Raw genomic sequence first — 25,242 nt, 5'->3', positions numbered from 1 at the left:
ATCTGCATCGGAAAAATAAAAAGAACACATGAACTCCGAAAGAAGGAGGGATGTGTTCTTTTTTGACACAATACAGCCGTGCGCCTGTCAGGCATCTTTTTTACCTGTTTTATATAAAACGATCATTTCTCTGATTAAAAAGAGGGCGAATAAAAACAGCATCAGCCATTCTGAGAAGGTGGTCAATTTAAAAGCGGACAGGTTGTTTTGGACCGCTCCATAGAAACTGAAACCTTGCAGCATATCTATCGTTACTGAAATGATCAGACAGGCAGCCAGCAAAAAAAATGAAACCCCCAATATTTTCATGCGCATCACTCTCCCTTTTTATCCTTTTCGATTACACAGAACTTATACAGACTTTCCGCCGTGCATAATCTTTTGCCGTACAGGAAGAATATGAAAAAAACGAGGAAAGGTTTTTTGCGATATGCCGCCATTTTTTAAGCAGAAGAAACAAAAAAAAGCCGATCAAAACGACCGTGACAATGAAGGCAGAAAAGAAGCGGACAGCCAGCCGGACAAAGAGCGGGATGAGCCGATCTCCCTCAGCTTAAAGCAAAATATGAAGAAGCTGTCTGGGAGGTTCGGCAACAGTGCCGATGTCGTCATCCGCCGGCTGAAAATCGGAAAAGAAGAGCTTCCGGCCGCAATTGTGTATATCGCCGGTTTGGTAGACGAACAGCTCGTCAGCCAATCCCTTCTGGAGGATTTAATCGACATCCCGTCCGTTCAGCCGGAACAAGCGGTCTGCCTGATATACGATAAAACGCTTGCGATCGGCGGGGTGAAAGAGGAAGAAAAATGGAAAAGTCTTTATGCCGGGCTGGTGGCGGGCAGCACGCTCATTTTTGTCGACGGGGCTGACAAGGCGCTGATTGCCAGCACGGAAGGGGGAGAGCATCGGTCCATTCAAGAGCCGAGCACCCAGGTCTCTTTCCGCGGCCCGCGGCAGGGATTCACCGAATCTCTGCAAACCAATATTTCCATGATCCGCAGGTATGTAAAAACGCCTGATGTATGGGTTGAAAAAATGGAGATCGGACACGAAACGAATACGGATGTCGCGCTGATGTATATTAACGGAATTTGCGATAAAAAGCTGATTAAGGAAGTCCGCAAGCGGCTGAAGCACATTGACATCGACAGCATTCTGGAATCCGGCTACATTGAACAGCTCATTGAAGACGCGCCGTTTTCTGTGTTTCCCACCGTATATCATACGGAGCGGCCGGACGTTGTGGCGGGGAATCTGCTGGAAGGACGATTTGCGATTATCGTGGACGGAACGCCGTTCGTTCTCATCGCGCCGGCCTTATTTATTCAATTTTTTCAATCCGTTGAGGATTATTATTCACGATTTGATATCGCCACCAGCATCAGGGTGCTGCGGGTTTTGATTTTCTTCATTTCACTGGTGGCGCCGGGGATTTATGTGGCGGCGACGACCTTTCACCAGGAAATGATTCCGACGCAGCTGCTGATTGTCATCGCGGCCCAGCGGGAGACGGTGCCGTTCCCGGCCGTGATTGAAGCGCTGACGATGGAAGTGGCCTTTGAGATTCTCAGGGAGGCGGGTGTCCGGCTTCCGAGAGTTGTCGGCTCCGCCGTTTCCATAGTCGGAGCGCTTGTCATCGGCCAGGCCGCCGTACAGGCCGGCATTGTTTCCCCAGCCATGGTTATCGTCGTCGCCCTGACGGCGATTGCCAGCTTTGCGACCCCGGCTTTTGACATGGCGATATCTGCGCGGCTGATCCGGTTTCTCTTTATTCTGTCGGCGGCGGTCATGGGATTTTACGGGCTGATTCTGGGCATTATCATGATGTTTGTCCATCTGTGCGGCCTGCGTTCATTCGGATTTCCGTATATGTCCCCGCTCGCTCCTTTAACCCCGGGCGGGCTGAAGGATTCCCTTCTCCGAGCTCCGTTATGGGCGGATGAAAAAAGGCCGGGACTGCTCGTGCAGGAAAACAACAGGCGCCAAGGGGAACATCAAAGACCGAAACCGGAGACATCCAGAGGAATGGTTAATAAAGATGTAGAAGAGGGCGACGGTAATGAAAAGACGTAAATGGATGCTTATCCTTTGTACGATGGTTTCCCTTATGTTTGTATCCGGATGCTGGGATAAAAGGGAGCTGACCGATCTAGCGGTGATCTCCGCCATCGGTATTGACCGGACCGAAACGGGAAAATACGTCCTTCACTTGCAAATTATCAATCCGGGAAACGTGGCCGGCGGTCTGCAGGGCGGCGGAGCGGGAGACCGGCCTCCGGTTTCCGTCTATTCGGTGTCCGGAGACAATATGACGGAAGCTTTGAGAAAAGGCTCGATGAAAGTGTCCAGAAGGCTCTATTTTGCGCATACGAATCTCGTGGTGTTCAGTGAAAAACTGGCGAAAGAGGAAGGGCTCAGTTTTATTCTGGACAATCTTGACCGCGACACCGAATTCAGGACGACCGCAACCGTTGTGATCGCGCATAATTGCAAGGCTGAAGACATTATTAAAGTGCTGACGCCGATTGATAAAATCCCTTCCAATAAAGTGAACAAGACGCTCAGCTTCACGCAGGAACAATACGGCAGAGTCATTAAAACCAGCCTTCAGGACGTTCTGATTGATCTCGCTTCTCCGGCCGGGTCGCCGTTTATTCCGGGTTATGAAATGCACGGAGACGATAAAGCCGGTCCTACGATGGAAAATACGCAGACAACTGAACCGAAAGCAGTGCTGTCAGCGGACGGACTGGCGGTGTTCAAAAAGGATGGGAGGCTGGATTACTGGATTGAGGATGACGACAGTGTGGGGGCTGTATGGCTGCTCAATAGGATCAAGCATACGTTCATCAATGCGGATTGGAAGAACGTGAAGCATGCAATCAGTCTGCAGGTCACCCGCCAGAATACAAAGGTGACGGCCACTTTTCCGAACGGAAAACCGCATATTCACGTGCATGCTCAGGTCGAGGGGCTGGTGGACGCTGTCAGGTACCCTTTCCATCTGTCTGATCCGCAAGTGCTGATAACGATGCAAAAGGCGCTCAGCGTGCAGCTTGAGAAAGATATCACCAAATCGATTGAAGATATAAAAGCCCATAAGAATGACTTCGTCGGCTTCGGAGACCTGATCTATCGGAAGCATCCGGACAAATGGAAAAAGTTCAAAGGGAAGTGGGATGAAGAATATTTCCCAAATCTCCCCGTAGATGTCAAAACGGAAGTCATTATCAGAAGAACGGGCTTGCGGAATAATCCTCTCTCAGACAAGCTTGAGCATGATTGATTTGAGGAGAAAGGAGCGAAGCGTATGGAAAATGCGAAAATCGGCACGCGTCAGCTGTTTATTATGATCATTTTGTTTGAATTGGGCAGTTCGTTATTGATCCCGCCGGGCACGATGGCCGGGCGGGATGCGTGGCTGTCCGTGCTTCTCGGGTGCGTTACCGGTCTCGGACTTTTCTACGTTTATCAGGCGCTGTATCAATTTTTTCCTGAGTCTTCTCCGAGAGATTACATGAACGAACTGATCGGCAGACATCTGAGCTGGGCGGCCTCCCTTCTTTATATTCTCTATTTTGCTTATATCGCCGCCCGCGTATTGCGGGATTTTGGCGAAATGCTTGTCACCTTCGCCTACCAGGATACGCCGCTTTTAATTGTGAATGCCATGCTGATGATCGCCGCGATATTTGCGGTCAGAAAGGGAATTGAAGTGATAGCGAGAGCCGGCGAGCTGCTGTTTGGCATTATGTATTTCCTGACAGCCGTCGGGCTGATCCTCATTATCAGCTCAGGCACGATAAACCTCAGATTTCTCCAGCCCGTTTTAGCGGAGGGTGCAGGAACGGTCATTTATTCCGTGTTTAAACAGACGATGTTCATCCCGTTCGGTGAATTAATCGTGTTTGTCATGATTTTTCCTTACTTAAAGGATCGGAAAAAGGTGCGGAAAACCGGATTTCTGGCGATTATCATCAGCGGCCTGTTTTTGGCGATGTCAGTGGCGATTAATATTTGTGTGCTGGACGTCAACTTAATGCTCCGCTCTCAATTTCCGCTGCTGAGCACCATACAGACAATTAAAGTGGAAGAGTTTTTAGACCGGCTGGATGTCTTTTTCATGCTCGTGCTCGTCATCGGCGGTTTTTTCAAAGTCAGCCTTTTTACATATGCGGTTGTCGTGGGCGTGTCCACGCTTTTTAAAGAAAAAAATCCGTCCCAGCTGGCCTTCCCGGTCGGATTGGGGGTGCTGATTCTCTCCATCAGCATCGCAAGCAATTTTTCGGAACATATGAATGAAGGCTTAAACATTGTGCCGATCTATATTCATCTTCCGTTTCAAGTGCTGTTCCCCGTTTTGCTGCTTATCATTGCCGTTATTAAGAAAAAGGTCAAAGGGACCGTCTATACAGTTTCGAAGAAATAACCCGGCCGGTGCGCCGGGTTATTTTAAAAATCATGATTTTTGTCTTAATGCATTGACAAACTTGCGTGACAATTGTACATTTTGATTTATTCTTATAAAATTACTAGGAAATATAGGTTTAATCGTGTTAATATTTTCCGAACCGTATTTCAGAATAGAAGGAGATCCATCATGACAAAGAAAAAAGAAATCAAACTCGGTGTGTTTCTCGCGGGCACCGGCCATCATGTCGCTTCTTGGAGACATCCTCAGGCACCGGCGGACGCGAGCATGAATTTGGATTATTTCAAAGAACTGGCGAAAACGGCTGAGCGGGGGAAATTGGACATGCTGTTTTTGGCGGACAGTTTATCAATAGACGGCAAATCACATCCGAATGTGCTGACGCGCTTTGAGCCGTTTACGCTTCTGTCGGCGCTCGCTCAGGTCACATCCCGCATCGGTCTGACGGCGACCGCATCTACCACATACAGCGAACCGTTCCATATCGCGAGACAATTTGCATCGCTTGACCATCTTTCCAACGGCCGCGCGGGCTGGAATGTCGTCACATCTTCGATTGAATCGACCGCGCTTAATTTCAGCGGCGAAAAGCATCTTGAGCACCATCTCAGGTATCAGCGCGCGGAAGAATTCGTTGAAGTCGTCAAAGGATTATGGGATTCGTGGGAGGAAGACGCCTTTATCCGTGACAAAGAATCAGGAGCATTTTTCGATAAAGACAAAATGCATGAATTGAACCATAAAGGAACATATTTCTCCGTGAGAGGGCCGTTAAATGTTGCCCGCACACCTCAAGGGCGCCCGGTCATTATTCAGGCCGGATCATCAGGAGACGGAAAAGCGCTGGCCGCCAAAACGGCGGAGGTCATTTTTACCGCGCAAAATCATTTGGAGTCCGCGCAGGAATTCTATCAATCTATTAAAGAACAAGCGGCTTCTTTCGGCCGTGATCCTGAAAAAATCGCGATCATGCCGGGAATTTTTCCCGTTATCGCCGATACCGAAGAAGAAGCGCAGGCAAAATATGAAGAGCTCCAAGACCTCATCATTCCGTCTGTCGGACTGAACATTCTGCAAAACTATCTGGGCGGCGTCGACCTTTCCGCCTGCCCGCTTGACGGCCCGCTGCCTGAATTGGATGCGGATGCGTCGAATGCCGTTAAAAGCCGCTTCAAGCTCGTTCAGGAGATGGCCAAACGCGATAACATGACCATCCGCGAGCTGTACAAATATGTGGCGGGTTCAAGAGGCCATCATATCTTTGTCGGAACGCCAGAACAGCTTGCCGATAAGATGGAAGAATGGGTCGGAAAACAAGCTTGTGACGGCTTCAACATCATGCCGCCGCTTTTGCCTGAAGGTCTCACTCTTTTTGTAGACAAAGTGATTCCGATTTTACAAGAACGGGGCGTGTTCAGAAAAGAGTATGAAGGAACGACGCTCAGAGAACATTTCGGACTGGAAAAACCGGCAAACCGATATGCCGACTAAAGGAGGGCTCATCATGTCAAGACAATACCGGCTCGCAACGGAGGCAGACGCTGATGAGCTGCTTTCACTGACACTGCGGGCGTATGAACCGATCCGCAAGCTCGGCATCAACTTTGCCGCTGCCACGGCGGATAAAGAACTCGTTTTGAATAACATACAAAAAAACGCCTGTTACGTTTTGGAGGAAGACGGCCGGATTCTGGCGACGATTTCTCTGCGGATGCCGTGGGGGCCTAATCCCGGGCCGTACGGTGTTCCTCATATTTGGTGGTTTGCCGTCGATCCTGAAACCGGAAAAAAAGGGACGGGCTCAGACATGCTGGAGTGGCTGGAGAATACAGTGCTCCGCGACACATTAAAAGCGCCTTTCGTGTCACTGGGCACAGCGGACAAGCATCCGTGGCTGATCGGCATGTACGAGCGAAAAGGCTACGTCCGTGCAGGCGAAAAGGATCTAGGAAAAGGGCACATCACCATTTATTTAAAAAAACAATTGCAGGATTAACATTCTAATAGGAAAAGGCGGGATTTCAATGAAGAAGAAAACATGGGCTTTGCTGCTGTCTGCCGCACTTTTGGCGGTCTTATCAGCATGCGGAAACGGAAAAGAAAGCGAAGGCGGCGATAACGTACTGCATGTAGGCGCCACGGGACAAAGCTATCCGTTCGCATATAAAGAAAACGGCAAGCTGACCGGCTTTGACGTGGATGTCATGGAAGCCGTCGCGAAAAAAATCAACATGAAACTGGACTGGAAGCTGCTTGAATTCAGCGGACTGATGGGAGAGCTCCAGACCGGCAAACTCGACACCATCTCTAACCAGGTCGCTGTCACGGACGAACGCGAGAAAACGTATAACTTCACAGAACCGTATTCGTATGCGGGCACTCAAATCGTCGTCAAAAACGATAACAAAGACATCAAATCAGTCAACGATCTAAAAGGAAAAACAGTGGCGGCCGTTCTGGGCTCAAACCACGCGAAAAACCTTGAGAGCAAGGACCCGGATAAAAAAATCAACATGAAAACGTATGAAACACAAGAAGGCACGCTGAAAGACGTGGCTTACGGACGGGTTGACGCTTATGTAAACAGCCGCAGCGTCCTGATCGCCCAGATCAAAAAGACCGGTCTGCCTCTGAAATTAGCAGGAGACCCGATTGTCTATGAAAAAGTCGCTTTCCCGTTTGCGAAAGATGCGGCTCACGATAAAATCCGCAAAAAAGTAAACAAAGCCATTGAAGACCTGCGAAAAGACGGCACGCTGAAAAAGCTGTCTGAAAAGTACTTTAAAGAAGATATCACAACAGAAGCAAAGCATTAAGAAACGGCGGTGAAAATCGAGAATGAACAGCATTGATTGGGGATTTATGTTTTCAGCTTTTCCCGCGTTAATCGAAGCCTTGCCGATCACATTACTAATGGCCGTCGCGGCCATGGTATTTGCCGTGATCGGCGGCCTTATATTAGCGCTTATCACAAAAAATCGTGTTCCTGTGCTTCACCAGCTGTCAAAGATGTATATTTCATTTTTCCGGGGCGTGCCGACGCTCGTCCAGCTTTTCTTAATTTATTACGGCCTGCCTCAGCTGTTTCCCGGAATGAGCAAGATGACGGCGTTAACTGCGGCGATTATCGGGTTAAGCCTGAAGAATGCCGCCTACTTGGCTGAAATCTTCCGCGCGGCGCTCAATTCAGTCGATGAGGGGCAGCTTGAAGCCTGTCTGTCTGTCGGAATGACAAAATCCCAGGCGTACAGACGAATCATTTTCCCGCAAGCCGTCAGAAACGCGCTTCCCGCGACGGGAAATACGTTTATCGGCCTGTTAAAAGAAACATCGCTCGCCTTTACATTAGGAGTGATGGAGATGTTCGCCCAAGGAAAAATGTACGCATCAGGCAACCTCAAATATTTTGAGACGTATTTAGCCGTCGCGGTCATGTACTGGATTCTTACGATTATTTACAGTGTGCTGCAGGATCTGCTCGAACGGGCGATCAGCAAGCCTTATCGCACATAGGAGGAGGCTCAGGATGATACAAGTCAGACATATTCGAAAAGCATTTAAAGACCTTACCGTACTTGACGGGATCGACCTTGAGATCAAAAGCGGCGAAGTCACGGCCATCATCGGCCCGTCAGGCTCGGGAAAATCAACGCTCCTCCGTTGTTTGAATCTGCTGGAGCGCCCGGATGACGGCATCATTGAAATCGGTGATGCAAAGCTGAATGCAGCGTCCTATTCGCGCAAAGACGTTCATAAGCTTCGCCAGCAGACGGCGATGGTGTTTCAGAATTACAACCTGTTCAAAAACAAAACCGCCCTGCAAAATGTGACAGAGGCGCTGATCACCGCGCAAAAGAAACCGAAAAAAGAAGCGGAACAGATCGGTATGGATCTGCTGCGGCAAGTCGGTTTAGAACACAAAGCGGACAGCTACCCGATTACGATGTCAGGCGGACAGCAGCAGCGGATCGGGATTGCGCGCGCCTTGGCCGTTGATCCTCACGCGATTTTACTGGATGAACCGACTTCGGCCCTTGACCCTGAGCTTGTAGCCGGGGTGCTCCAAGTCATCAAATCAATTGCCGAAAAACAGACAACCATGATCATCGTCACGCATGAGATGGCTTTTGCTCGTGAAGTGGCCGACAAGGTCATATTTATGGCGGACGGACGCATCATCGAACAGGGAACGCCGGAAGAGCTGTTTGACAATCCGCAGAACGAACGGACGAAAAAATTTATTAAGCAAGTGGGAGAGCACGCCGAACTTGTCTAAGAAGGGAAGAAGAAGAAATGGCAAATGAAACGTATGAATCATTAAACAAACGTTTAATCAATATCCGCCGCGACCTTCATGAACACCCTGAGCTGTCAGGCGAGGAATACGAAACGACGAATAAAATCCGCCGCTGGCTGGAGGAAGAAGGAATTACGGTTCTTGATATGCCGAAACTTCAAACCGGAGTGATCGCTGAAATCAAAGGAGACAAAAGCGGCCCCGTCATCGCCGTCAGAGCGGACATCGACGCATTGCCGATCGAAGAGAAAACAAACCTTCCGTTTGCTTCGCGCAACAGCGGCGTGATGCACGCCTGCGGCCATGATTTCCATACGGCATCTATCCTCGGCACGGCTTTTTTATTAAATGAGAGAAAGCATGAGCTGAAAGGAACGGTGCGGTTTATTTTTCAGCCCGCGGAAGAAATCGCCGCCGGAGCAAGACAGGTCATTGAAGCCGGCGCGCTTGACGGTGTATCGGCGATATTCGGCATGCATAACAAACCTGACCTCCCCGTCGGCACGGTCGGTCTGAAAGAAGGCCCGCTGATGGCGAGTGTCGACCGCTTTGAAATCACTGTTAAAGGAAAAGGCGGCCACGCCGGAATCCCTGATAACAGCATTGATCCGATTCAGGCGGCAGGACAGATCATCGGCGGCCTGCAATCAGTTGTCAGCAGAAATATCAGCTCGCTTTATAATGCCGTCGTCAGCATCACAAGAGTTCAAGGCGGCAGCTCTTGGAATGTCATCCCGGACCATGTTGAAATGGAAGGCACCGTCCGGACGTTTCAAAAAGAAGCGCGTGACGCTGTTCCGAAACATATGAAGCGGGTTGCCGAAGGAATCGCAGCCGGATTCGGGGCAGAGGCTGATTTCCGCTGGTATCCTTACCTTCCGTCAGTGATGAACGACGCCCGTTTCATACAGGCGGCGGAACAAACGGCTGAAAGCCTCGGGCTTCAAACCGTTCGGGCAGAACAGTCGCCCGGCGGGGAAGACTTCGCATTATATCAAGAAAAAATCCCCGGCTTCTTCGTCTGGATGGGAACAAACGGAACGGAAGAATGGCACCATCCCGCCTTCACACTCGACGAAAAAGCGCTCCCGGCAGCGGCTGAGTTTTTCGCCCGGCTTGCCGTCAACGTATTGGAGCAGACGGAATGAATACGGAAAATCTGACGGCCGGACTTGCTCAGGCCGTCATGTCGTCTGTGCCGGAAACATCCGCTGAAGCGATGAAAGAAGCGCGCAAAGGACTGCTTGATTTTACAGCGGCAGCTTTTGCGGGGAGACGGGATAAAGGAGTTGAAAAGCTGGTAAAACTGGCCGAAGAAGAAGGCGGGGTGCCGATAGCGCCGCTTATCGGCAGAAATCAAAAAACCACGCCGTCCCAATCCGCGCTCATTAACGGATTCATCGCACATGCGCTTGATTTTGATGATGTTCATTCTGATGTAAGAGGACATCCGAGCGCAGTCATCCTTCCGGCTTTGATTGCAGCCGCATCAGCCGGCCGTATAGACAAAAGCCGTTTTCTCGGTGCTTATGTGACGGGAATCGAAGTGATGGCGCGGCTCGGCGAGTCAGCTGGAAGGCATCATTACGAGAAAGGCTGGCATAATACAGGAACGTTAGGTGCCATTGCGGCCGCATGCGCCGTCGGATTCGCGGAGAATCTGAATCAAAACCAATTGCAGAAAGCAATCGGGTTTGCGGCTGCCCGCTCCGGAGGCATGAGAGTGCAATTCGGGACAGAAATGAAGCCGCTCCACGCCGGACTGGCCGCTCAAGCCGGGTTGTTCGCCGTAAAGCTTGCAAAGGCCGGTTTCGGCGGCTCAGTTCATGCGCTCGACGGGGAGAAAGGTTTTTTCGGACTGTACGGCGATCTTGAACGGGCAGAAACCCTCCTTGTAAGCGGGTGGGGAAAACCTTGGCGGATTGTGAGCCCGGGACTTTGGTTTAAGGTTTATCCGTTTTGTTCGGCGGCTCATCATGCGGCGGACGCCATTCTCAAGCTGAAGGCCGAACATGGTCTCACTTTCGGCCAAACGGAACGGATCGACGTGATTTATCCGCCGGGCGGTGACGCTGCATTGACAGAACGGCGTCCGAAAACAGGCGAAGCGGGAAGATTCAGCGTGGAATATGTGATCACCTTGGCTTTGCACGGTAAGGATTTTTCAGTTGAACATTTCACATCCGAGCCGATTCCGGAATCCCTTCAAAAAGGATTTGAGCGGATTCACCGCAGTTGCGATGACCAAATTCAGCCGGCTGACAACGCCGTTCCGAAGGGCCGTTTTACAATTGTACGGGTCACGGCTTCCGGCGGTCATGTCTATGAAACACGTATCGACTGTCCGAAGGGAGCGCCGGGAAACGGTCTTTCTGAAAAAGACATTGAAGACAAACTCCGGCTCGCTTTGCCGGGAGAAGAGAAAAAGGCGGAAGAATTGATCAAAGCAGCCGGACAATCAAATATGGACCGTTATTTACAGCTGATATAAATAAAAAGAGCGGGGGGATGCAGCCCTCGCTCTTTTTACGTTCACTTCTATTGAATAGGGGGATATAGGGTGCGCCCCTGTCTGCGCTGGCAGGGGCGCGGTATCAGGAAACGGCCGTGCCGTTTTCTTTGACCGTGAAACTTCCTCTTGATAAGCGGATGTTGATATCCGAAACTTTGGCAATTTGTTCGTCGTGCGTAACCATGATGATGCATTTGCCGTCTTTATGCGTCAGATCCTGAAAGAGCCGGACGATTTCCTTTGACGTATCCTCGTCGAGATTTCCCGTCGGCTCGTCCGCGCAAATCAAATCCGTGTCACAGCAGAAAGCCCGCGCAATTGAAACGCGCTGCTGCTGTCCGCCGCTTAATGTCAGCACCCGCTGACGGGCCTGCTGTTCGGTGATGCCGACTTTTTTCAGCATGCTGAGCGCGAACGCATCTTTGTTGTTCTCCTTAGAGCCGGTGATCTCCATCGCCGTTGTGACATTCTGGAGCGCTGTCATATACGGGATCAGATGATAAGATTGAAAGACGATAGAGACATATTGATTTCTGAATTTGGTTAATCCAATTTTGGAGATGTCTTTTCCGTTATAAAGGATGCTTCCCTGTTTAGGTGTGTCAAGGCCGCCCGCCAGAGACAGAAACGTTGTTTTCCCCGTTCCGGAGGCGCCGACAATTGTATAAAACTTCCCTTTTTCAAAGCTGATCGTTATATCCTGGAACAGCGGCTGTGATTTGTCTTGGTACCAGTAGCCGGTCTGTTGAAAGGTTAATAGGCTCATTATGCTGCCTCCTCTTATTCCTGCTTGGTCAGGATCGTTTTAGGGTGAAGCCGCATGACTGATACAGACGGCAGTAATGTGGCGATGACGGCAATTGCGACGCCGATCCCGCCAAGAATCAGAAGGTCATTCAGCGAGACGTTTACCTGCATTGTACTGATGACATCCGCGCCGGATGAATGCTGACCGAACATGCCGCCCCAGCCGCTTGTTTGCTGCTGTGAATCATCGGCTGAGCTGACCTGCTGGGAAAGAAGCTGATTTCCGAGCTGATTCGCCACAAGGCTGCCCGTGACGGATGCGATCCCGATGGCAATAACGGCGACAACCAGAATTTCCGTTAAGAATTGTCCGATGAGCTTCCAGCGCTTTTCGCCGATCGCCATCAAGACACCCATTTCATACTTGCGTTCCCTGATCGACATCATCACGATCAACCCGAGAATGACCGCGCCCGCGATGGATACAAGGTATACCACGTTTTTAGAAAATGACGCGACATTTTCAATCGGGCCGACCATTTGCTGATACACCTGATCATTTGTCGTCAGCGCGTAGGTTTTATCATCTATAGATGTTTTTTTCGCAGCCGCAACGAATGAGTCAATATATTTGGCATCATCCATATAATAAACGGCTGAGCTGATTTTGTTTTTGTTATCAGACCCTTTTAACGCCGCCGCGGCGGTGTAAGGCGTATAGATTTTATTGTCAGGATTTAAGAATAAAAAATGCTGTGCCTGATCGTCTCCTGATGATGTTGTTTTATAGATTCCCACAATTTTAAGCTTCGTTTTCACAGAATCATCCGCTGCTGAGGAAACGGTAATGGAGCCGCCGACCTTCAGCTTGTTTTGATCTGCCAGCGTTTCATTAATCACGGCGACTTTTGCGTCCGCATCTGTTTTTGTGATGGCGCGGCCGTCAGTGATTTTTGAGCTCCCGCCTGTGAAATCATCAAGCAATGCCGTAGAGAGCACGCCTTCGATCGAGATATCAGCTGAAATCATCTGTCTTCCGCCGCCTTGAAAACGGCCGGCGCCGGAACTGTTATCGGCTGATTCGCCTGAGCTTTTTATCGCATCAAAGCTTTCTGCATTTGCTGACGCTGTCGTGAGGAAGTTGTAATTTTTAACATGCTGTAAAGATGTAAGCTTCTTGGCATCTGAGACGGAAATCGGCGTTGATTCAAACGTCCTCTTTTCACCGTCTTTTTGCTGCTGCGCCATTTGCTTTTGGCGGTCAGCCTGGAGTGTGACGCTCCCGCCGAGCTGCTGCCTTGCCAGTTCGCTTGATTTCTTTGCCGCTGACTGGATCGTAAGACCGGACAGGACAAAAATGCAAATCACTGAAAACACAACCAGCTGCAAAAATGTTTTTCCCTTTTTTGCCTTCATGCTCCAAAAGGCTCTTTTTATAAAGTTCATGTCTGTTCCTCCGTGTGGGTGTCAGATCTTGTAAAACCGGCCTTCTTTAGCACCGGCCATCCGATATGTATATAGTAGGAGAAATGTATGAAAAAAATATGAACAAACTATTTCCGGGTGATGAAATAAAAACTAACAATTGTGAAACCCGAAAACACCCGGGTAAAATGGTGCTATTATAAGAAAAAGCGTGAAGATAAGCGGAGGAACCAATGAAGATATTAATGATAGAAGACAATATAAGCGTATGCACCATGACGGAAATGTTCTTTTTTAAAGAAGGATTTGAAGCCGAATTTGTCCATGACGGAGTGGAAGGCTATCAGCGTTTCACGAAAGAGGACTGGGATTTGGTCATTCTGGACATTATGCTTCCATCCATGGACGGAGTGACGATCTGCCGGAAAATAAGAGAGACGAGCAGTGTGCCGATTATTATGCTGACCGCAAAGGACACGGAGTCTGATCAGGTGATCGGGTTTGAAATGGGGGCGGACGACTATGTCACCAAGCCGTTCAGCCCGCTGACGCTAGTAGCGCGGATTAAAGCGGTGATCAGAAGATACCGGGCGACGGGGCAGGCCGTTAAAAGCGACGACTTGATCGAAACGGCGTGTTTTTCAATCAATAAGAAGACGCGGGAAGTGTTTCTGCACGGAAAACCTGTCGAGAATCTGACGCCGAAGGAATTCGATCTGCTCTTTTATCTCGCACAAAACCCGCGCCAGGTTTTTTCGAGAGAGCAGCTGCTTGAGCAGGTGTGGGGCTATCAATTTTACGGCGATGAACGTACGGTTGATGTTCATATTAAACGGCTGCGCAAAAAACTGTCCAGTGAGGAAAAACCGTTTTTATACACGGTGTGGGGGGTAGGATACAAATTTGATGAGGATTAAATACTTATATCAGCTGCTGTTAAGTCATGTCAGCATTTTGATTTTGGCCTTTTTCATCATCATTTCCCTGTTTTCGCACTTTGTGAAAGATTTTGCGTATCAAAATAAAGTGGATGAGCTGTCATCTTACGCCCAGCAGATCACAAGTGAGCTGAACGGCCGCGATCTTGATCTGCGCCGCCTGTATCCGTATCAGGACATGTTAAAAACGCGCGAGACCAGGTTTATTATTTTCGATGAACATCAGCGGCCTTACTTTTTTCCTGACGATATGCCGCCGCGCGAGAAGCTGAAAAGTAAAGAGTGGCACATGCTGAAGCAAGGGAAAACCGTTCAGATCAGAGCGGAGATGAACCGTTTTAATACAGAAGGTTTAGAAGTATCGCTTGTCGCAAAGCCGCTTTTTATCAACGATCAATTTAAAGGCGCGGTGCTGCTCGTGTCTCCCGTCAGAGGGGTCGAGCAGATGATCAGCCAGGTCAACCGCTATATGTTTTACGCGATCATCAGCACCCTTATCATCACGATTCTGCTGAGCTGGCTTTTATCTAAATTTCACGTCAAGCGGATTCAGACATTGCGGGATGCGACCGGAAAAGTGGCATCCGGTGATTATGATATTTCTCTTAAAAACAGCGGCGGCGATGAAATCGGCATGCTGGCGTCCGATTTCAACATCATGGCCAAAAATCTGAAGCAATCGAGAGAGCAGATTGACCGCCTTGAAAAACGGAGGCGCCAATTTATCGCCGATGTCTCCCATGAGCTGAGAACGCCTTTGACGACCATTAACGGACTTGTGGAGGGGCTTAACAGCAACACCATCCCGGAAAAAGATAAAGAGAAATGCTTCTCGCTGATCAGCGAAGAAACGAAGCGGATGCTCAGGCTCGTGAAAGAAAACCTGGATTATGAAAAAATCAGATCCCAGCAAATCAAACTGGACAAGCTCAGTCTGCCGCTCATCGAGGTGTTTGAAATTATTAAAGAGCATCTCAATCAGCAGGCGGAGGAAAAGCAAAATCAGCTGCGGATTCAAGTGGAGGACGGCGTCAAAGTATTCGCCGATTATGACAGGCTGATCCAGATTCTCGTCAACATCACGAAAAACAGCATTCAATTTACGCAAAAGGGAGACATCACGCTGCGCGGGTATGAAGGCTATAAAGAAACGGTGATTGAAATCGAAGACACCGGGATCGGCATCTCCAAAGAAGAAATTGAGCATATATGGGAGCGGTTTTATAAGGCGGACGTGTCCCGGACGAATACGGCATACGGCGAATACGGACTCGGCCTGTCCATCGTCAGGCAGCTCGTCGAAATGCACAAGGGCACGATAGATATTGACAGCGAAAAAGGAAAAGGCACGACCTTTACAATCCGCCTTCCGCTGAATACGAAAAATGAATCATCTTGAAACCGGCGGTCCCGTCTGGCCGCCGCCTGTTTTAACTCCACTCGGAAAATTGCGCTCTGCCGAAACAAAGTTTGCGTGTTTTTCGGGATGGAAAGAGACGGAAACGTGATAAAATAACTGGTAAACAGGTCTTGGATGGGGAGGGTGAAGGAATGAAGAGCGGGTTAATTCCTTCTTCAGCAGTCGGGCAGAAAATTAACGAGTGGTATCGATACATCAGAACATTCAGCGTGCCGGATGCGGAGATCTTGAAGGCCGAGATCAAACAAGAGCTTGACCATATGGAGCCTGATTCGAACTTAGTGCTTTATTATTCCCTCATGGAATTTCGCCATCAGCTGATGCTGGACTACTTGGAGCCGCTGGAAAAACTGAAGATAGAAGACCAGCCGACCCTGTCGGAAATTCTTGATAACATTGATAACAGCCAGGCCGGCCTCAAAGGGCTTCTCGATTATTACGTCAACTTTTTCAAAGGCATGTTTGAATTTGATAAAAGAGAATTTATCTCAGCGATTACATATTATAAACAAGCTGAGAAAAAACTGGCCTTCGTATCGGACCACGTGGAACGGGCGGAGTTTTATTTTAAAGTGGCCGAAGCTTATTATCATATGAAACAAACGTATTTTTCTTTGATACATATAAAAAACGCTTATGAAATTTACGTAGAGCAGGACACATATAACGTCCGGATCATTCAATGCCATTTTGTATTCGGCGTCAATTTAATGGATGAAAGGCGCTTTGAACAGGCGGCCAAACATTTTCAGCACGCTCTGCAAATGGCCGAAAAAGAACAAAAAGCGCAGCTTGTCGGGAGGGCGCTGTATAACCTCGGACTGTGCTACTACAATCAGGACCGCATCGGCGAAGCGATTCCGTACTTTGAACGGGCGGTCGATACATTTGAATCACAAAGAATCGTCAATTCTCTTCCTCAAGCATATTTTCTAATCACACTCATTTACTTTAAACTCGGAAAAAAAGAAAAAGCGTCGGAATATCACAAGCGGGGATATGAATATGCTAAAGAAACAGACGATCCCGTTTATACGGTAAAATTCGAATGGCTGCAGGCTCTGTATCAGGCGAAACCGGATGAGGAAACAATCAGCGCGTGTTTCCGTTACCTGGAAGATAAAAATTTATACGCCGATATAGAGGATTTAGCACTAGAAGCAGCTAAATATTACTATGAACAAAATTGCTTTAAAATTTCTTCTGACTATTTTCTGAAAGTCGAAGAGGCAAGGAAACAAATACAAAGGAGTGAGGGTTTGTATGAAATTGAAATCTAAATGGTTTGTTATTTGTTTAGCAGCCGCCGCGATTTTTACAGTGACAGGTGCAGGCCAGACAGATCAGGCTGAATTCCATGTAGCTGAAAGAGGAATGACGTGAGGAGAAAATAACCAGAACAAAGGAAAAGACTGCCCGAGAATGTTCTCGGCAGTCTTTTTTGCGCGGCCGGACTTGGACAGCGGCGGAAAACAAAAGAAAACGCCGCAGGTCAAAACCCGCAGCGTCCTCATATAGACGGAGTGATGTTTAGAAACCGCCAACGAAGGCAGTACCTACAATAATCAACAGGATAAATAAAACAACGATCAAAGCGAAAGAGCTGACTCCAGAATATCCTGACATGAGCTTCACCTCCATATTGTCTATACCATACAATATGTAAAAGAAGCTGCTTTGTAAGGGATATTAGTGGACAAGAGAAAAAAGAGGCGGTGTCCTATGAGAGTAAGACTCCGGCGAAAAATTCATCATACAGTGCCCGCACCGCGTGTTTTTCCTGTTCTTCTTTCACTCCGAACATCATGCTGACTTCCGATGACCCTTGATTAATCATCTCGATGTTGACGCCGGCTTCCGACAGTGCTTTGGATGCCCTGGCGGTTGTGCCGACATTATGGCGCATCGCTTCCCCGACGACCATAATCAGCGCCAGATTGTGCCTGACTGTGACTTCATCTGCTTGAAGTTCCTGCTTCAGACGGGTGACGAGCCTGTGTTCCAGTTCTGAGTCCATCTGATTGTGCCGAAGGATGATCGTGATGTCGTCAATGCCGGATGGAACGTGTTCATACGTCAATCCTTCTTCCTCCAAAATGTGAAGGGCTTTGCGGCCGAAACCGATTTCCCGGTTCATTAAATATTTGCTTATGTAAATGCTGCAAAAGCCCGTGTCGCTTGCGATGCCGATGACTGGCCCGTTCGTATTGTCACGGCTGCTGACGACGCGTGTTCCTTTCGCATCCGGATTATTCGTATTCTTAATCTGAACGGGGATGCCGGCCCGAAATGCGGGAATCAGCGCTTCATCATGAAAAACGGAAAATCCGGCATAGGAGAGCTCACGCATTTCCCGATACGTCAGTTCGTTAATTTCTTTCGGATGCCGCACGATTGACGGGTTGACGGAATAGACGGCGTCCACATCAGTAAAGTTTTCGTACAGGTCGGCTTTTAAGCCGCTGGCGAGAATGGAGCCGGTAATATCAGAACCGCTCCGGGAAAACGTCACAATCTCATGCTCCTTCGTGTAACCGAAAAATCCCGGAAAAATGATCAAGCCTTCACGGTTTCTCAGACGGTACAAATGACCATAAGACTCGGGGAGCACCTGCGCGCTTCCGGGTTCATTCGTCACAAACAGCCCCGCTTCTTTCGGACTTACGTATTCCGCTTTCACGCCCTGCCGTCGGAAGTAGGCTGCGATCAGCTTCGCGTTGTTGTCCTCGCCGCTCGCCTTCACCGCATCCATATATTGTTCGGGATTGGTTTTACAGCTGTTTAAAAGAGCGAATAGGTCACTGCGGATTCTTTCTATAATAGAGAAATCCAGGTTCAGCTCACGCGCGATGGCGGCGTACCGTTCAATGACCGTTTCGGCAAGCTCGGGCGCTGCACCTTTTTGCAAATAATGCTCCGCACAGCGGATTAACAGATCCGTCACCTTTGTATCGTCCGAGAAGCGTTTTCCCGGTGCCGATACGACGACGGCTTTCCGCGCGGGATCAGCCGTCACGATTTGAAACACTTTCTCAAGCTGGGCTCCTGACGCAAGAGAGCTGCCTCCGAATTTTACAACTTTCATGATTTACATCCCCTAATATTTAAATTTTCTCACAAATTTAATTTTTATTATCTCTCTTTCAAACATGTAAATCAAGGATTTTTTCTACGTGGGGAGAACATTTGTATTTTCATGGAGGAATTTTGCCGCTGTTTGTCAGATTTGTTTCCCTCAAGCGTGTCATCATGTGCAAAAAATGATAAGCAGCCAAATGTAGGTTATAGAAAATCCTGCAAATTCTTGATAGACTGATTGTAAGACAATTTAGTGTACGGCCCGCGGATGACCGCTTTTGAAAGCAAAACTGTATTGACTGCGCTTGGAAAGATGATAAGATTATAATTGTCGTTGATAATGATAATCATTACGAGTGGGATATATGGGAGTTGTTTGGCAATCAGTCATACCGTTTGTGATGGGTGCAGGGAGGCAGCATGAAGCTACGTTACTTACTTTTGCTACTGGCGGTTTTGGCGTGTACTTCTATATTTATCGGTGTAGAAGATTTGTCGCCGCTGGATATTTTTCATTTAAATAAAGAACAGGCAGGTACATTGTTTGACAGCCGGCTGCCGCGTTTGGTGAGCATTATCATCGCCGGCATGAGCCTGAGCATCTGCGGATTAATCATGCAGCAGATCAGCCGGAATAAATTTGTATCGCCGACGACTGCGGGAACGATGGACTGGGCAAGGCTCGGAATTTTGATTTCATTAATGCTTTTTACGTCAGCGAGTCCGCTTGTGAAAATGTCTATCGCTTTCGTTTTCGCGTTGGCGGGGAATTTCCTTTTCATGAAAATCCTCGAGAGAATCAAGTTCAATGATGCGATTTTTATTCCTCTCGTCGGTTTAATGCTTGGGAATATTGTCAGCTCAATCGCCACGTTTATCGCATATAAATACGATCTGATCCAAAACCTGTCATCATGGCTGCAGGGAGATTTCTCACTGGTCGTCAAAGGCCGGTATGAGCTTTTATATCTGAGTATCCCGCTGGTGATCATCGCTTATGTGTATGCGGATAAATTTACGGTGGCGGGAATGGGAGAGAGCTTTTCCGTCAATCTCGGCCTGAAATACAAACGCGTCGTTAATATCGGTCTGATTATCGTGTCGCTCATCGCTTCACTGGTGATCCTGACCGTCGGGATGCTGCCGTTTCTCGGTTTGATCATTCCCAATATGGTGTCGATTTACAAAGGGGACAACCTGAGGAGCAGCCTGCCTCACACCGCTCTGCTGGGCGCTGTTTTTGTGCTGTTTTGCGACATTTTGGGAAGAGTGATTATCTTCCCGTACGAAATTTCCATCGGCCTGATGGTCGGTGTTATCGGCAGCGGCATCTTCCTGTATATGCTGTTAAGGAGAAAAGCATATGAGTCATAATAAAAAAATTACGCTGCTGGCGGCGCTCGCCATGATATGTATCGGATTCTTCCTGTTCTACGGACTGGGCAATTGGGAATACTCCCTGCCGAGACGATGCTTCAAAGTGCTTGCCATGATGCTCACCGGAGGAGCGATCGCGTTTTCGACGGTCATCTTCCAGACGATTACAAATAACCGCATACTGACACCGGGCATTTTAGGCCTCGATTCCCTGTATATGCTCATTCAGACCGTCATCGTGTTCCTGTTCGGTTCAATGAATATCGTCATGATGAACAAAAATCTTAATTTCGTCATCTCCGTCGGGCTGATGGTGCTCTTGTCACTCGTTTTGTATCAGCTCATGTTTAAAGGCGAGGGGCGGAACGTGTTTTTCCTTCTGCTTGTCGGCGTCGTGTTCGGCACGCTGTTCAACAGTCTGTCATCCTTTATGCAGATGCTGATTGATCCGAATGAGTTCCAGGTTGTTCAGGACAAAATGTTTGCCAGCTTTAACAATATCAACACCGATCTTTTATGGTTTGCCGGTGCTGTCTTTCTTCTGACGGGCATTTATGTCTGGCGGTTCACGCGGTTTTTTGACGTGCTGTCGCTCGGCAGGGAGCACGCCGTCAACCTGGGGATTGATTACGATAAGCTTGTGAAACAGATGCTCATTGTCGTCGCCATTCTTGTGTCTGTCTCTACGGCTCTTGTCGGACCGATTATGTTTTTAGGACTGCTTGTCGTCAATCTGGCGAGAGAGTTTTTAAAAACCTACAGGCACACGTATTTAATCGCAGGTTCTGTCCTGATCAGCATCGTCGCGCTCGTCGGGGGCCAGTTCGTCGTGGAGAAAGTGTTCACGTTTTCCACGACGCTGAGCGTCATCATTAATTTTGCCGGCGGGATTTATTTTATCTATCTGCTGTTAAAGGAGAATAAATCATGGTAGAGGTCAAAAATGTAAGCAAACAATACGGAGGGAAAACCGTCCTTGAGAAAACGTCTCTATCCATTCAAAAGGGCAGGCTCACCTCATTTATCGGTCCGAACGGCGCGGGAAAAAGCACGCTGCTGTCTATCATGAGCCGGCTGATTAAGACGGATTCCGGGGAAATCACGGTCGACGGGCAAGAGATCGGGGCCTGTAAAAGCAACGATCTGGCAAAAAAAATCAGCATCCTGAAGCAGACGAACCAAATCAATATCAGGCTGACGATTAAAGACCTGGTCAGCTTCGGCAGATTTCCGTATTCCCAGGGGAAACTGACGGATGAAGATTGGGTGCATATCAACCAGGCACTCAGTTATATGAAGCTGGATGACTTAAAGGATAAATATCTCGATCAGCTCAGCGGGGGCCAGTGCCAGAGGGCGTTTATCGCGATGATCATCGCTCAGGATACGGACTATATTTTTCTCGATGAGCCGCTGAACAATTTAGATATGAAGCATTCCGTTGAAATGATGAAGCTGTTGAAGCGGCTTGTGGAAGACTTCGGAAAAACGGTCGTCGTAGTGATTCACGATATCAACTTCGCATCCGTATATTCAGACCATATCGTCGCACTGAAAAACGGCCGGATCGTCAAAGAAGGGCCTGCGGAGGAGATCATTGAAACCTCCGTGCTTGAAGATATTTATGATATGACCATCCCGATTCAAGAGATTGACAGTCAGCGGATCGGTGTGTACTTTTCTTAAAAACCAGATGAGGTGAAAATTATGAAAAAATTCGCGCTGCTATTCATCGCGCTCGTTACGATTTTTGTTGTTTCTGCATGCGGAAACGGGGACAAAACATCAGGCAAATCAAAAGAAACAATCACAATCAAAGATGACCTGAACAAAGAAGGCGTCAAAGTGCCGAAGAATCCGAAAAAAGTCGTCGTATTCAACTTCGGAATGCTGGACACGATGGATGAACTCGGTTTACAGGATCATGTGGCGGGACTTCCGAAACAAAACCTTCCAAAATACTTATCTTCATATAAAAGTGATAAATACGCCAATACAGGCGGTTTAAAAGAACCGGATTTTGAAAAAGTCGCGGATATTGATCCGGATTTAATCATTATCGCCCACAGACAATCTGATTCTTTTAAAGAGTTCTCAAAAATCGCGCCGACGATTTATCTTGATGATGACTATACAAACTACGTTGACAGATTCAAGCACAACACCGAAGTGATCGGCAAAATCTTTAACAAAGAAAATGAAGTGAAAGATAAGCTTGCGAAAATTGACAAATCCATTGCGGATCTGAAGAAAAAGACAAGCAGCACGGATAAAAACGGGTTAGTGGTGATGGCGAACGACGGCAAAATCAGCGCGTTCGGATCTAAATCAAGATACGGCTTCATTCATGATGTGTTCGGCGTCAAACCGGCTGACAAAAACATCGAAGCCTCATTGCACGGACAAAGCATTTCCTATGAATATATCGCCAAAACAAACCCTGATTACATGTTTGTCGTTGACCGCGGAACAGCGATCGGCACAAAATCTTCAACAAAACAAGTGGTTGAAAATGATTATGTAAAATCGGTGAAAGCCGTGAAGAACAACCATGTTGTCTACCTTGATTCAGCTACATGGTATTTATCAGGAGGCGGCCTGGAATCCATGGCGCAAATGGTGAAAGAAGTTAAAGACGGAATCGAGAAGTAAAAAAAGAACCCGGTCACATACGTGATCGGGTTCTTTTTGGTTTACCGCGTAACGGCCTGCTGCTGCTCGGGCTGACGCGGTTTTTTCTTCAATATAAAAGATAGGAGGAAGCCGGCCAGCGCGATGCAGGCGGCTACGACAAATGCCGCATTCATGCCGTGCAGGGCGGCGTTTGCCGGAGTTGTCGCATTTGCGTGCGCGGCCTGGCTGCTCATCACGGAAACTAGCAGCGCCGTACCGATAGAACCGCCGACTTGGCGGACGGTATTGTTCATGGCTGTGCCGTGCGGAATTAAGTGGCGCGGCAGGGCGTTGATACCCGCTGTCGTCACCGGCATCATAATCATGGCTGTTCCCAAAAGCCGCGCGGTATAAACGACGACAATCCAAATGAGAGACGTCGAGTCCGTCAGATTCATAAACGGCAGGGACGTGAGCAGGATGATGAAGAATCCGGTCATCGCAAGGCCCTTTCCGCCGATTTTGTCAAACACCCGGCCGATAAACGGAGACATCATCCCCATCACAATCGCGCCCGGCAAAAGCATTAATCCGGTATCAAACGCGGATACGCCCCGGACTTTTTGCGTGTAAAGCGGGAGAATGGTTTCCGTTCCGATCAGCAGCGCGAAAACAAGCGTTCCGAGCAGGGTGGTCAGGCTGAAAATCCCGAAAGAAAACACGCGGAATTCCAGCATCGGTTTTTTGAGCTTCATCTGTCTTGCGATAAAGAAAATCAGCGCGACCGCTCCGACAAGCAGCGAAGTCAGCACTTCAGCACTGGCCCACCCTGATGAACCGGCGCTTGAGAAGCCGTAAAGCAGACCGCCGAATCCGAGGGTCGATAAGACCACGGATAAAATATCAATCTGTGTTTCTCGTAATGTCGTGACGTTTTTCATCAGAATAATCGCTAAAAGCAAATCGATGACTGCGATCGGGAAGATGATATAAAACAAAGACCGCCAAGAGAATGCTTCGACCGCCCATCCGGAAAGCGTCGGGCCGATCGCCGGCGCGAACGAAATAACCAAGCCGACCATACCCATGGCGCGGCCGCGCTTTTCCATCGGGAAAATCGTGAGAAATACCGTCTGCATGAGCGGCAGCATAATTCCGGCACCGGCCGCCTGGATAATCCGGGCCGTCAAGAGCACCGGAAAGTTCGGTGCGAATGCGCCGACAATGGTGCCCGCCGTGAAAATACTCATGGCGGAAATCAAGAGGGTGCGGCTTGTGAATTTCTCTATTAAAAACGCGGTAATCGGAATCAAAATCCCGTTCGTCAGCATAAACGATGTTGTCAGCCATTGCGCTTTGTTGGCGTCTATATTGAAGTCATTCATAATGTGCGGCAGCGCCGTGATGAGCAGTGTCTGGTTCAAAATGGCGACGAACGCTCCCGCCAAAAGAATCCCGACAATGACAGAGCGGTTGTATGGTGCAGTTTCAATACTCTTATTCAAGCTGATTCCTTCTTTCTTTATAGTTTGAGCAATGTTTTAACGGCTGCAAGCGGCTGGTGCAGCGGTCCGGCCTGCTCCAAATAACCGATGAGCGCTTTGATGAGAAAATCCCGCGGCTGTTTGTCCGCTGATTCTTTCTCCAGCATAGCCGCCGCGGAAGCGAGTCCTGCGGCGTCATATTTTTCCTCCGGAAGGGCTGAGACCGCTTCTTTCAGTTCCTTCAGGCTTTCAGCCAGCAATACGGTTTTGTCTTTCGGCTCAAATGAGGAAGCGGAGGCGATATAAAGGTCAATCATCTCCTGAGGCAATGCGGTTTCGGTTGTCCTGTTTTCGACGATGAGATTGAGATGGCGGATGATAAACTCCGTGAGCGGCTCCAGGGCGAGCGGTTCTTTTTCCAGCTTAATCAGCGTGATGCATTCTCTCAGGAGCCCCTGCAGGACGATCACCAGCTCCCATACATAAGGAATAATGTCTTCGCCGTACGTCTGAATCAGTGAATCGCGATGCCAGCAGATAAAGGTGGAGCGGGCCCTGTGAATATGCCGTTTTACCCGCTCATTAATGGAAGAGGGGCTTCCGTACATCAGCATATTAAAAAACTGCTGATTGCGCCTGAAGCCTTCAAGCTCAGCCATCAGTTTTTTGGCAAACCGTTCCTCAGGGGAGAGGCTTGTTTCTTCATTCAATAATGAAGCGGCGGCTACCATCTGTTTCTGGTTAAAGTCGAGCAGCTCCAACAGCAGGTCTTCCTTTGATTCAAACAGCTTATATAAAGATGCTTTGGAGACTTTGCACTCCTCTGCGATCGCCTGCATCGAAACCGACGAAAAGCTTTTCCTGGAAAAAAGCTTTCTTGCCGCCAGCAGAATATCCGTTTTCTTATCATTCATAAGCCCA

At 48.6% G+C, this 25,242-nt stretch carries 25 protein-coding genes; 18 read left to right on the top strand and 7 right to left on the bottom strand.

Features of this window, described 5'->3' with window-relative positions; translation table 11 throughout:
* Nucleotides 1-87 precede the first annotated feature (87 nt).
* Nucleotides 88-309, bottom strand: a complete 222-nt coding sequence (locus D5S11_RS14895) for a YczF family membrane protein (protein ID WP_108725308.1) — start codon at nucleotides 307-309, stop codon at nucleotides 88-90.
* A 121-nt stretch (nucleotides 310-430) separates the two neighbouring features.
* Between D5S11_RS14895 and gerKA the strand changes: the two genes are divergently transcribed.
* The 10 genes from gerKA to D5S11_RS14845 all read left to right on the top strand — a co-directional run bounded on the left by gerKA (nucleotide 431) and on the right by D5S11_RS14845 (nucleotide 11,218).
* Nucleotides 431-2,071, top strand: coding sequence for a spore germination protein GerKA (gene gerKA / locus D5S11_RS14890; protein WP_007410255.1), 1,641 nt, complete (start codon nucleotides 431-433; stop codon nucleotides 2,069-2,071).
* Nucleotides 2,058-3,284, top strand: a complete 1,227-nt coding sequence (locus tag D5S11_RS14885; RefSeq protein ID WP_007410256.1) for a Ger(x)C family spore germination protein — start codon at nucleotides 2,058-2,060, stop codon at nucleotides 3,282-3,284. Before gerKA ends, D5S11_RS14885 begins: the two co-directional genes overlap by 14 nt.
* Nucleotides 3,285-3,308: 24 nt before the next feature.
* Nucleotides 3,309-4,427, top strand: coding sequence for an endospore germination permease GerKB (locus tag D5S11_RS14880; protein ID WP_015239147.1), 1,119 nt, complete (start codon nucleotides 3,309-3,311; stop codon nucleotides 4,425-4,427).
* Nucleotides 4,428-4,595: 168 nt separating this feature from the next.
* The gene (locus D5S11_RS14875; protein ID WP_029326230.1) at nucleotides 4,596-5,921 is read left to right on the top strand and encodes an LLM class flavin-dependent oxidoreductase; all 1,326 of its coding nucleotides are present in this window, start codon (nucleotides 4,596-4,598) and stop codon (nucleotides 5,919-5,921) included.
* A gap of 13 nt (nucleotides 5,922-5,934) precedes the next feature.
* Nucleotides 5,935-6,426, top strand: coding sequence for a GNAT family N-acetyltransferase (locus D5S11_RS14870; protein WP_003156352.1), 492 nt, complete (start codon nucleotides 5,935-5,937; stop codon nucleotides 6,424-6,426).
* 28 nt (nucleotides 6,427-6,454) lie between these two features.
* Nucleotides 6,455-7,246 carry an amino acid ABC transporter substrate-binding protein gene (locus D5S11_RS14865; RefSeq protein ID WP_020955317.1) on the top strand — a complete coding sequence of 264 codons (792 nt, stop codon included), beginning with the start codon at nucleotides 6,455-6,457 and terminating at the stop codon, nucleotides 7,244-7,246.
* A 22-nt stretch (nucleotides 7,247-7,268) separates the two neighbouring features.
* Nucleotides 7,269-7,943, top strand: a complete 675-nt coding sequence (locus D5S11_RS14860; RefSeq protein WP_020955318.1) for an amino acid ABC transporter permease — start codon at nucleotides 7,269-7,271, stop codon at nucleotides 7,941-7,943.
* Between the two features lie 13 nt (nucleotides 7,944-7,956).
* Complete coding sequence (locus tag D5S11_RS14855; RefSeq protein WP_032866958.1) at nucleotides 7,957-8,706, top strand: amino acid ABC transporter ATP-binding protein; 750 nt, start codon at nucleotides 7,957-7,959, stop codon at nucleotides 8,704-8,706.
* Nucleotides 8,707-8,723: 17 nt separating this feature from the next.
* A complete protein-coding gene (locus D5S11_RS14850; protein ID WP_007410263.1) occupies nucleotides 8,724-9,875 on the top strand; it encodes a M20 peptidase aminoacylase family protein in 1,152 nt (383 codons plus the stop codon).
* Nucleotides 9,872-11,218 (top strand): MmgE/PrpD family protein, encoded by a 1,347-nt coding sequence (locus tag D5S11_RS14845; protein WP_007410264.1) that lies wholly within the window; start codon nucleotides 9,872-9,874, stop codon nucleotides 11,216-11,218. The genes D5S11_RS14850 and D5S11_RS14845 overlap by 4 nt, the downstream gene beginning before the upstream one ends.
* Nucleotides 11,219-11,321: 103 nt before the next feature.
* On the opposite strand, the gene D5S11_RS14840 is transcribed toward D5S11_RS14845, so the two are convergent.
* Entirely contained in the window at nucleotides 11,322-12,005 is a 684-nt protein-coding gene (locus D5S11_RS14840) for an ABC transporter ATP-binding protein (RefSeq protein ID WP_108725167.1), read from the bottom strand.
* Nucleotides 12,006-12,019: 14 nt separating this feature from the next.
* Nucleotides 12,020-13,432, bottom strand: a complete 1,413-nt coding sequence (locus D5S11_RS14835; protein WP_108725166.1) for an ABC transporter permease — start codon at nucleotides 13,430-13,432, stop codon at nucleotides 12,020-12,022.
* A gap of 212 nt (nucleotides 13,433-13,644) precedes the next feature.
* Here D5S11_RS14835 and yclJ point away from each other — a divergent pair, with 212 nt between their 5' ends.
* From yclJ to phrC, 4 genes are all read left to right on the top strand, one after another.
* A complete protein-coding gene (gene yclJ / locus D5S11_RS14830) occupies nucleotides 13,645-14,328 on the top strand; it encodes a two-component system response regulator YclJ (RefSeq protein ID WP_042634825.1) in 684 nt (227 codons plus the stop codon).
* Nucleotides 14,315-15,748: a two-component system sensor histidine kinase YclK gene (gene yclK / locus D5S11_RS14825; RefSeq protein WP_162183162.1), complete on the top strand. Its 1,434-nt coding sequence runs from the start codon at nucleotides 14,315-14,317 to the stop codon at nucleotides 15,746-15,748. Before yclJ ends, yclK begins: the two co-directional genes overlap by 14 nt.
* 152 nt (nucleotides 15,749-15,900) lie before the next feature.
* Nucleotides 15,901-17,049: a Rap family tetratricopeptide repeat protein gene (locus D5S11_RS14820; protein WP_007410270.1), complete on the top strand. Its 1,149-nt coding sequence runs from the start codon at nucleotides 15,901-15,903 to the stop codon at nucleotides 17,047-17,049.
* Nucleotides 17,033-17,152 (top strand): phosphatase RapC inhibitor PhrC, encoded by a 120-nt coding sequence (phrC, locus tag D5S11_RS14815; protein WP_003156334.1) that lies wholly within the window; start codon nucleotides 17,033-17,035, stop codon nucleotides 17,150-17,152. The genes D5S11_RS14820 and phrC overlap by 17 nt, the downstream gene beginning before the upstream one ends.
* 147 nt (nucleotides 17,153-17,299) lie before the next feature.
* Here phrC and D5S11_RS14810 read toward each other — a convergent pair whose 3' ends face one another.
* Both D5S11_RS14810 and D5S11_RS14805 read right to left on the bottom strand, forming a co-directional pair.
* Nucleotides 17,300-17,410 carry a YjcZ family sporulation protein gene (locus D5S11_RS14810; protein ID WP_369878517.1) on the bottom strand — a complete coding sequence of 37 codons (111 nt, stop codon included), beginning with the start codon at nucleotides 17,408-17,410 and terminating at the stop codon, nucleotides 17,300-17,302.
* A 79-nt stretch (nucleotides 17,411-17,489) separates the two neighbouring features.
* Entirely contained in the window at nucleotides 17,490-18,854 is a 1,365-nt protein-coding gene (locus D5S11_RS14805) for an aspartate kinase (protein WP_020955323.1), read from the bottom strand.
* A gap of 413 nt (nucleotides 18,855-19,267) precedes the next feature.
* Between D5S11_RS14805 and D5S11_RS14800 the strand changes: the two genes are divergently transcribed.
* From D5S11_RS14800 to D5S11_RS14785, 4 genes are read left to right on the top strand one after another with little or no spacing between them, the layout of a single operon-like run.
* Nucleotides 19,268-20,221 carry an ABC transporter permease gene (locus tag D5S11_RS14800; RefSeq protein WP_015239156.1) on the top strand — a complete coding sequence of 318 codons (954 nt, stop codon included), beginning with the start codon at nucleotides 19,268-19,270 and terminating at the stop codon, nucleotides 20,219-20,221.
* Nucleotides 20,211-21,158 (top strand): iron chelate uptake ABC transporter family permease subunit, encoded by a 948-nt coding sequence (locus tag D5S11_RS14795; protein WP_014416905.1) that lies wholly within the window; start codon nucleotides 20,211-20,213, stop codon nucleotides 21,156-21,158. Before D5S11_RS14800 ends, D5S11_RS14795 begins: the two co-directional genes overlap by 11 nt.
* Nucleotides 21,152-21,910 carry an iron ABC transporter ATP-binding protein gene (locus D5S11_RS14790; protein WP_003156330.1) on the top strand — a complete coding sequence of 253 codons (759 nt, stop codon included), beginning with the start codon at nucleotides 21,152-21,154 and terminating at the stop codon, nucleotides 21,908-21,910. The genes D5S11_RS14795 and D5S11_RS14790 overlap by 7 nt, the downstream gene beginning before the upstream one ends.
* 21 nt (nucleotides 21,911-21,931) lie before the next feature.
* Complete coding sequence (locus D5S11_RS14785; RefSeq protein WP_025284230.1) at nucleotides 21,932-22,876, top strand: siderophore ABC transporter substrate-binding protein; 945 nt, start codon at nucleotides 21,932-21,934, stop codon at nucleotides 22,874-22,876.
* 41 nt (nucleotides 22,877-22,917) lie between these two features.
* Here D5S11_RS14785 and D5S11_RS14780 read toward each other — a convergent pair whose 3' ends face one another.
* Nucleotides 22,918-24,342 carry an MDR family MFS transporter gene (locus tag D5S11_RS14780; protein ID WP_085341730.1) on the bottom strand — a complete coding sequence of 475 codons (1,425 nt, stop codon included), beginning with the start codon at nucleotides 24,340-24,342 and terminating at the stop codon, nucleotides 22,918-22,920.
* 17 nt (nucleotides 24,343-24,359) lie between these two features.
* Nucleotides 24,360-25,235 carry a TetR/AcrR family transcriptional regulator gene (locus D5S11_RS14775; protein ID WP_053104583.1) on the bottom strand — a complete coding sequence of 292 codons (876 nt, stop codon included), beginning with the start codon at nucleotides 25,233-25,235 and terminating at the stop codon, nucleotides 24,360-24,362.
* Nucleotides 25,236-25,242 lie beyond the last annotated feature (7 nt).

The organism is Bacillus sp. L75 (assembly GCF_003676355.1).
Lineage (GTDB): Bacteria > Bacillota > Bacilli > Bacillales > Bacillaceae > Bacillus > Bacillus velezensis.
This window is presented reverse-complemented; position numbering and strand designations above follow the sequence as displayed.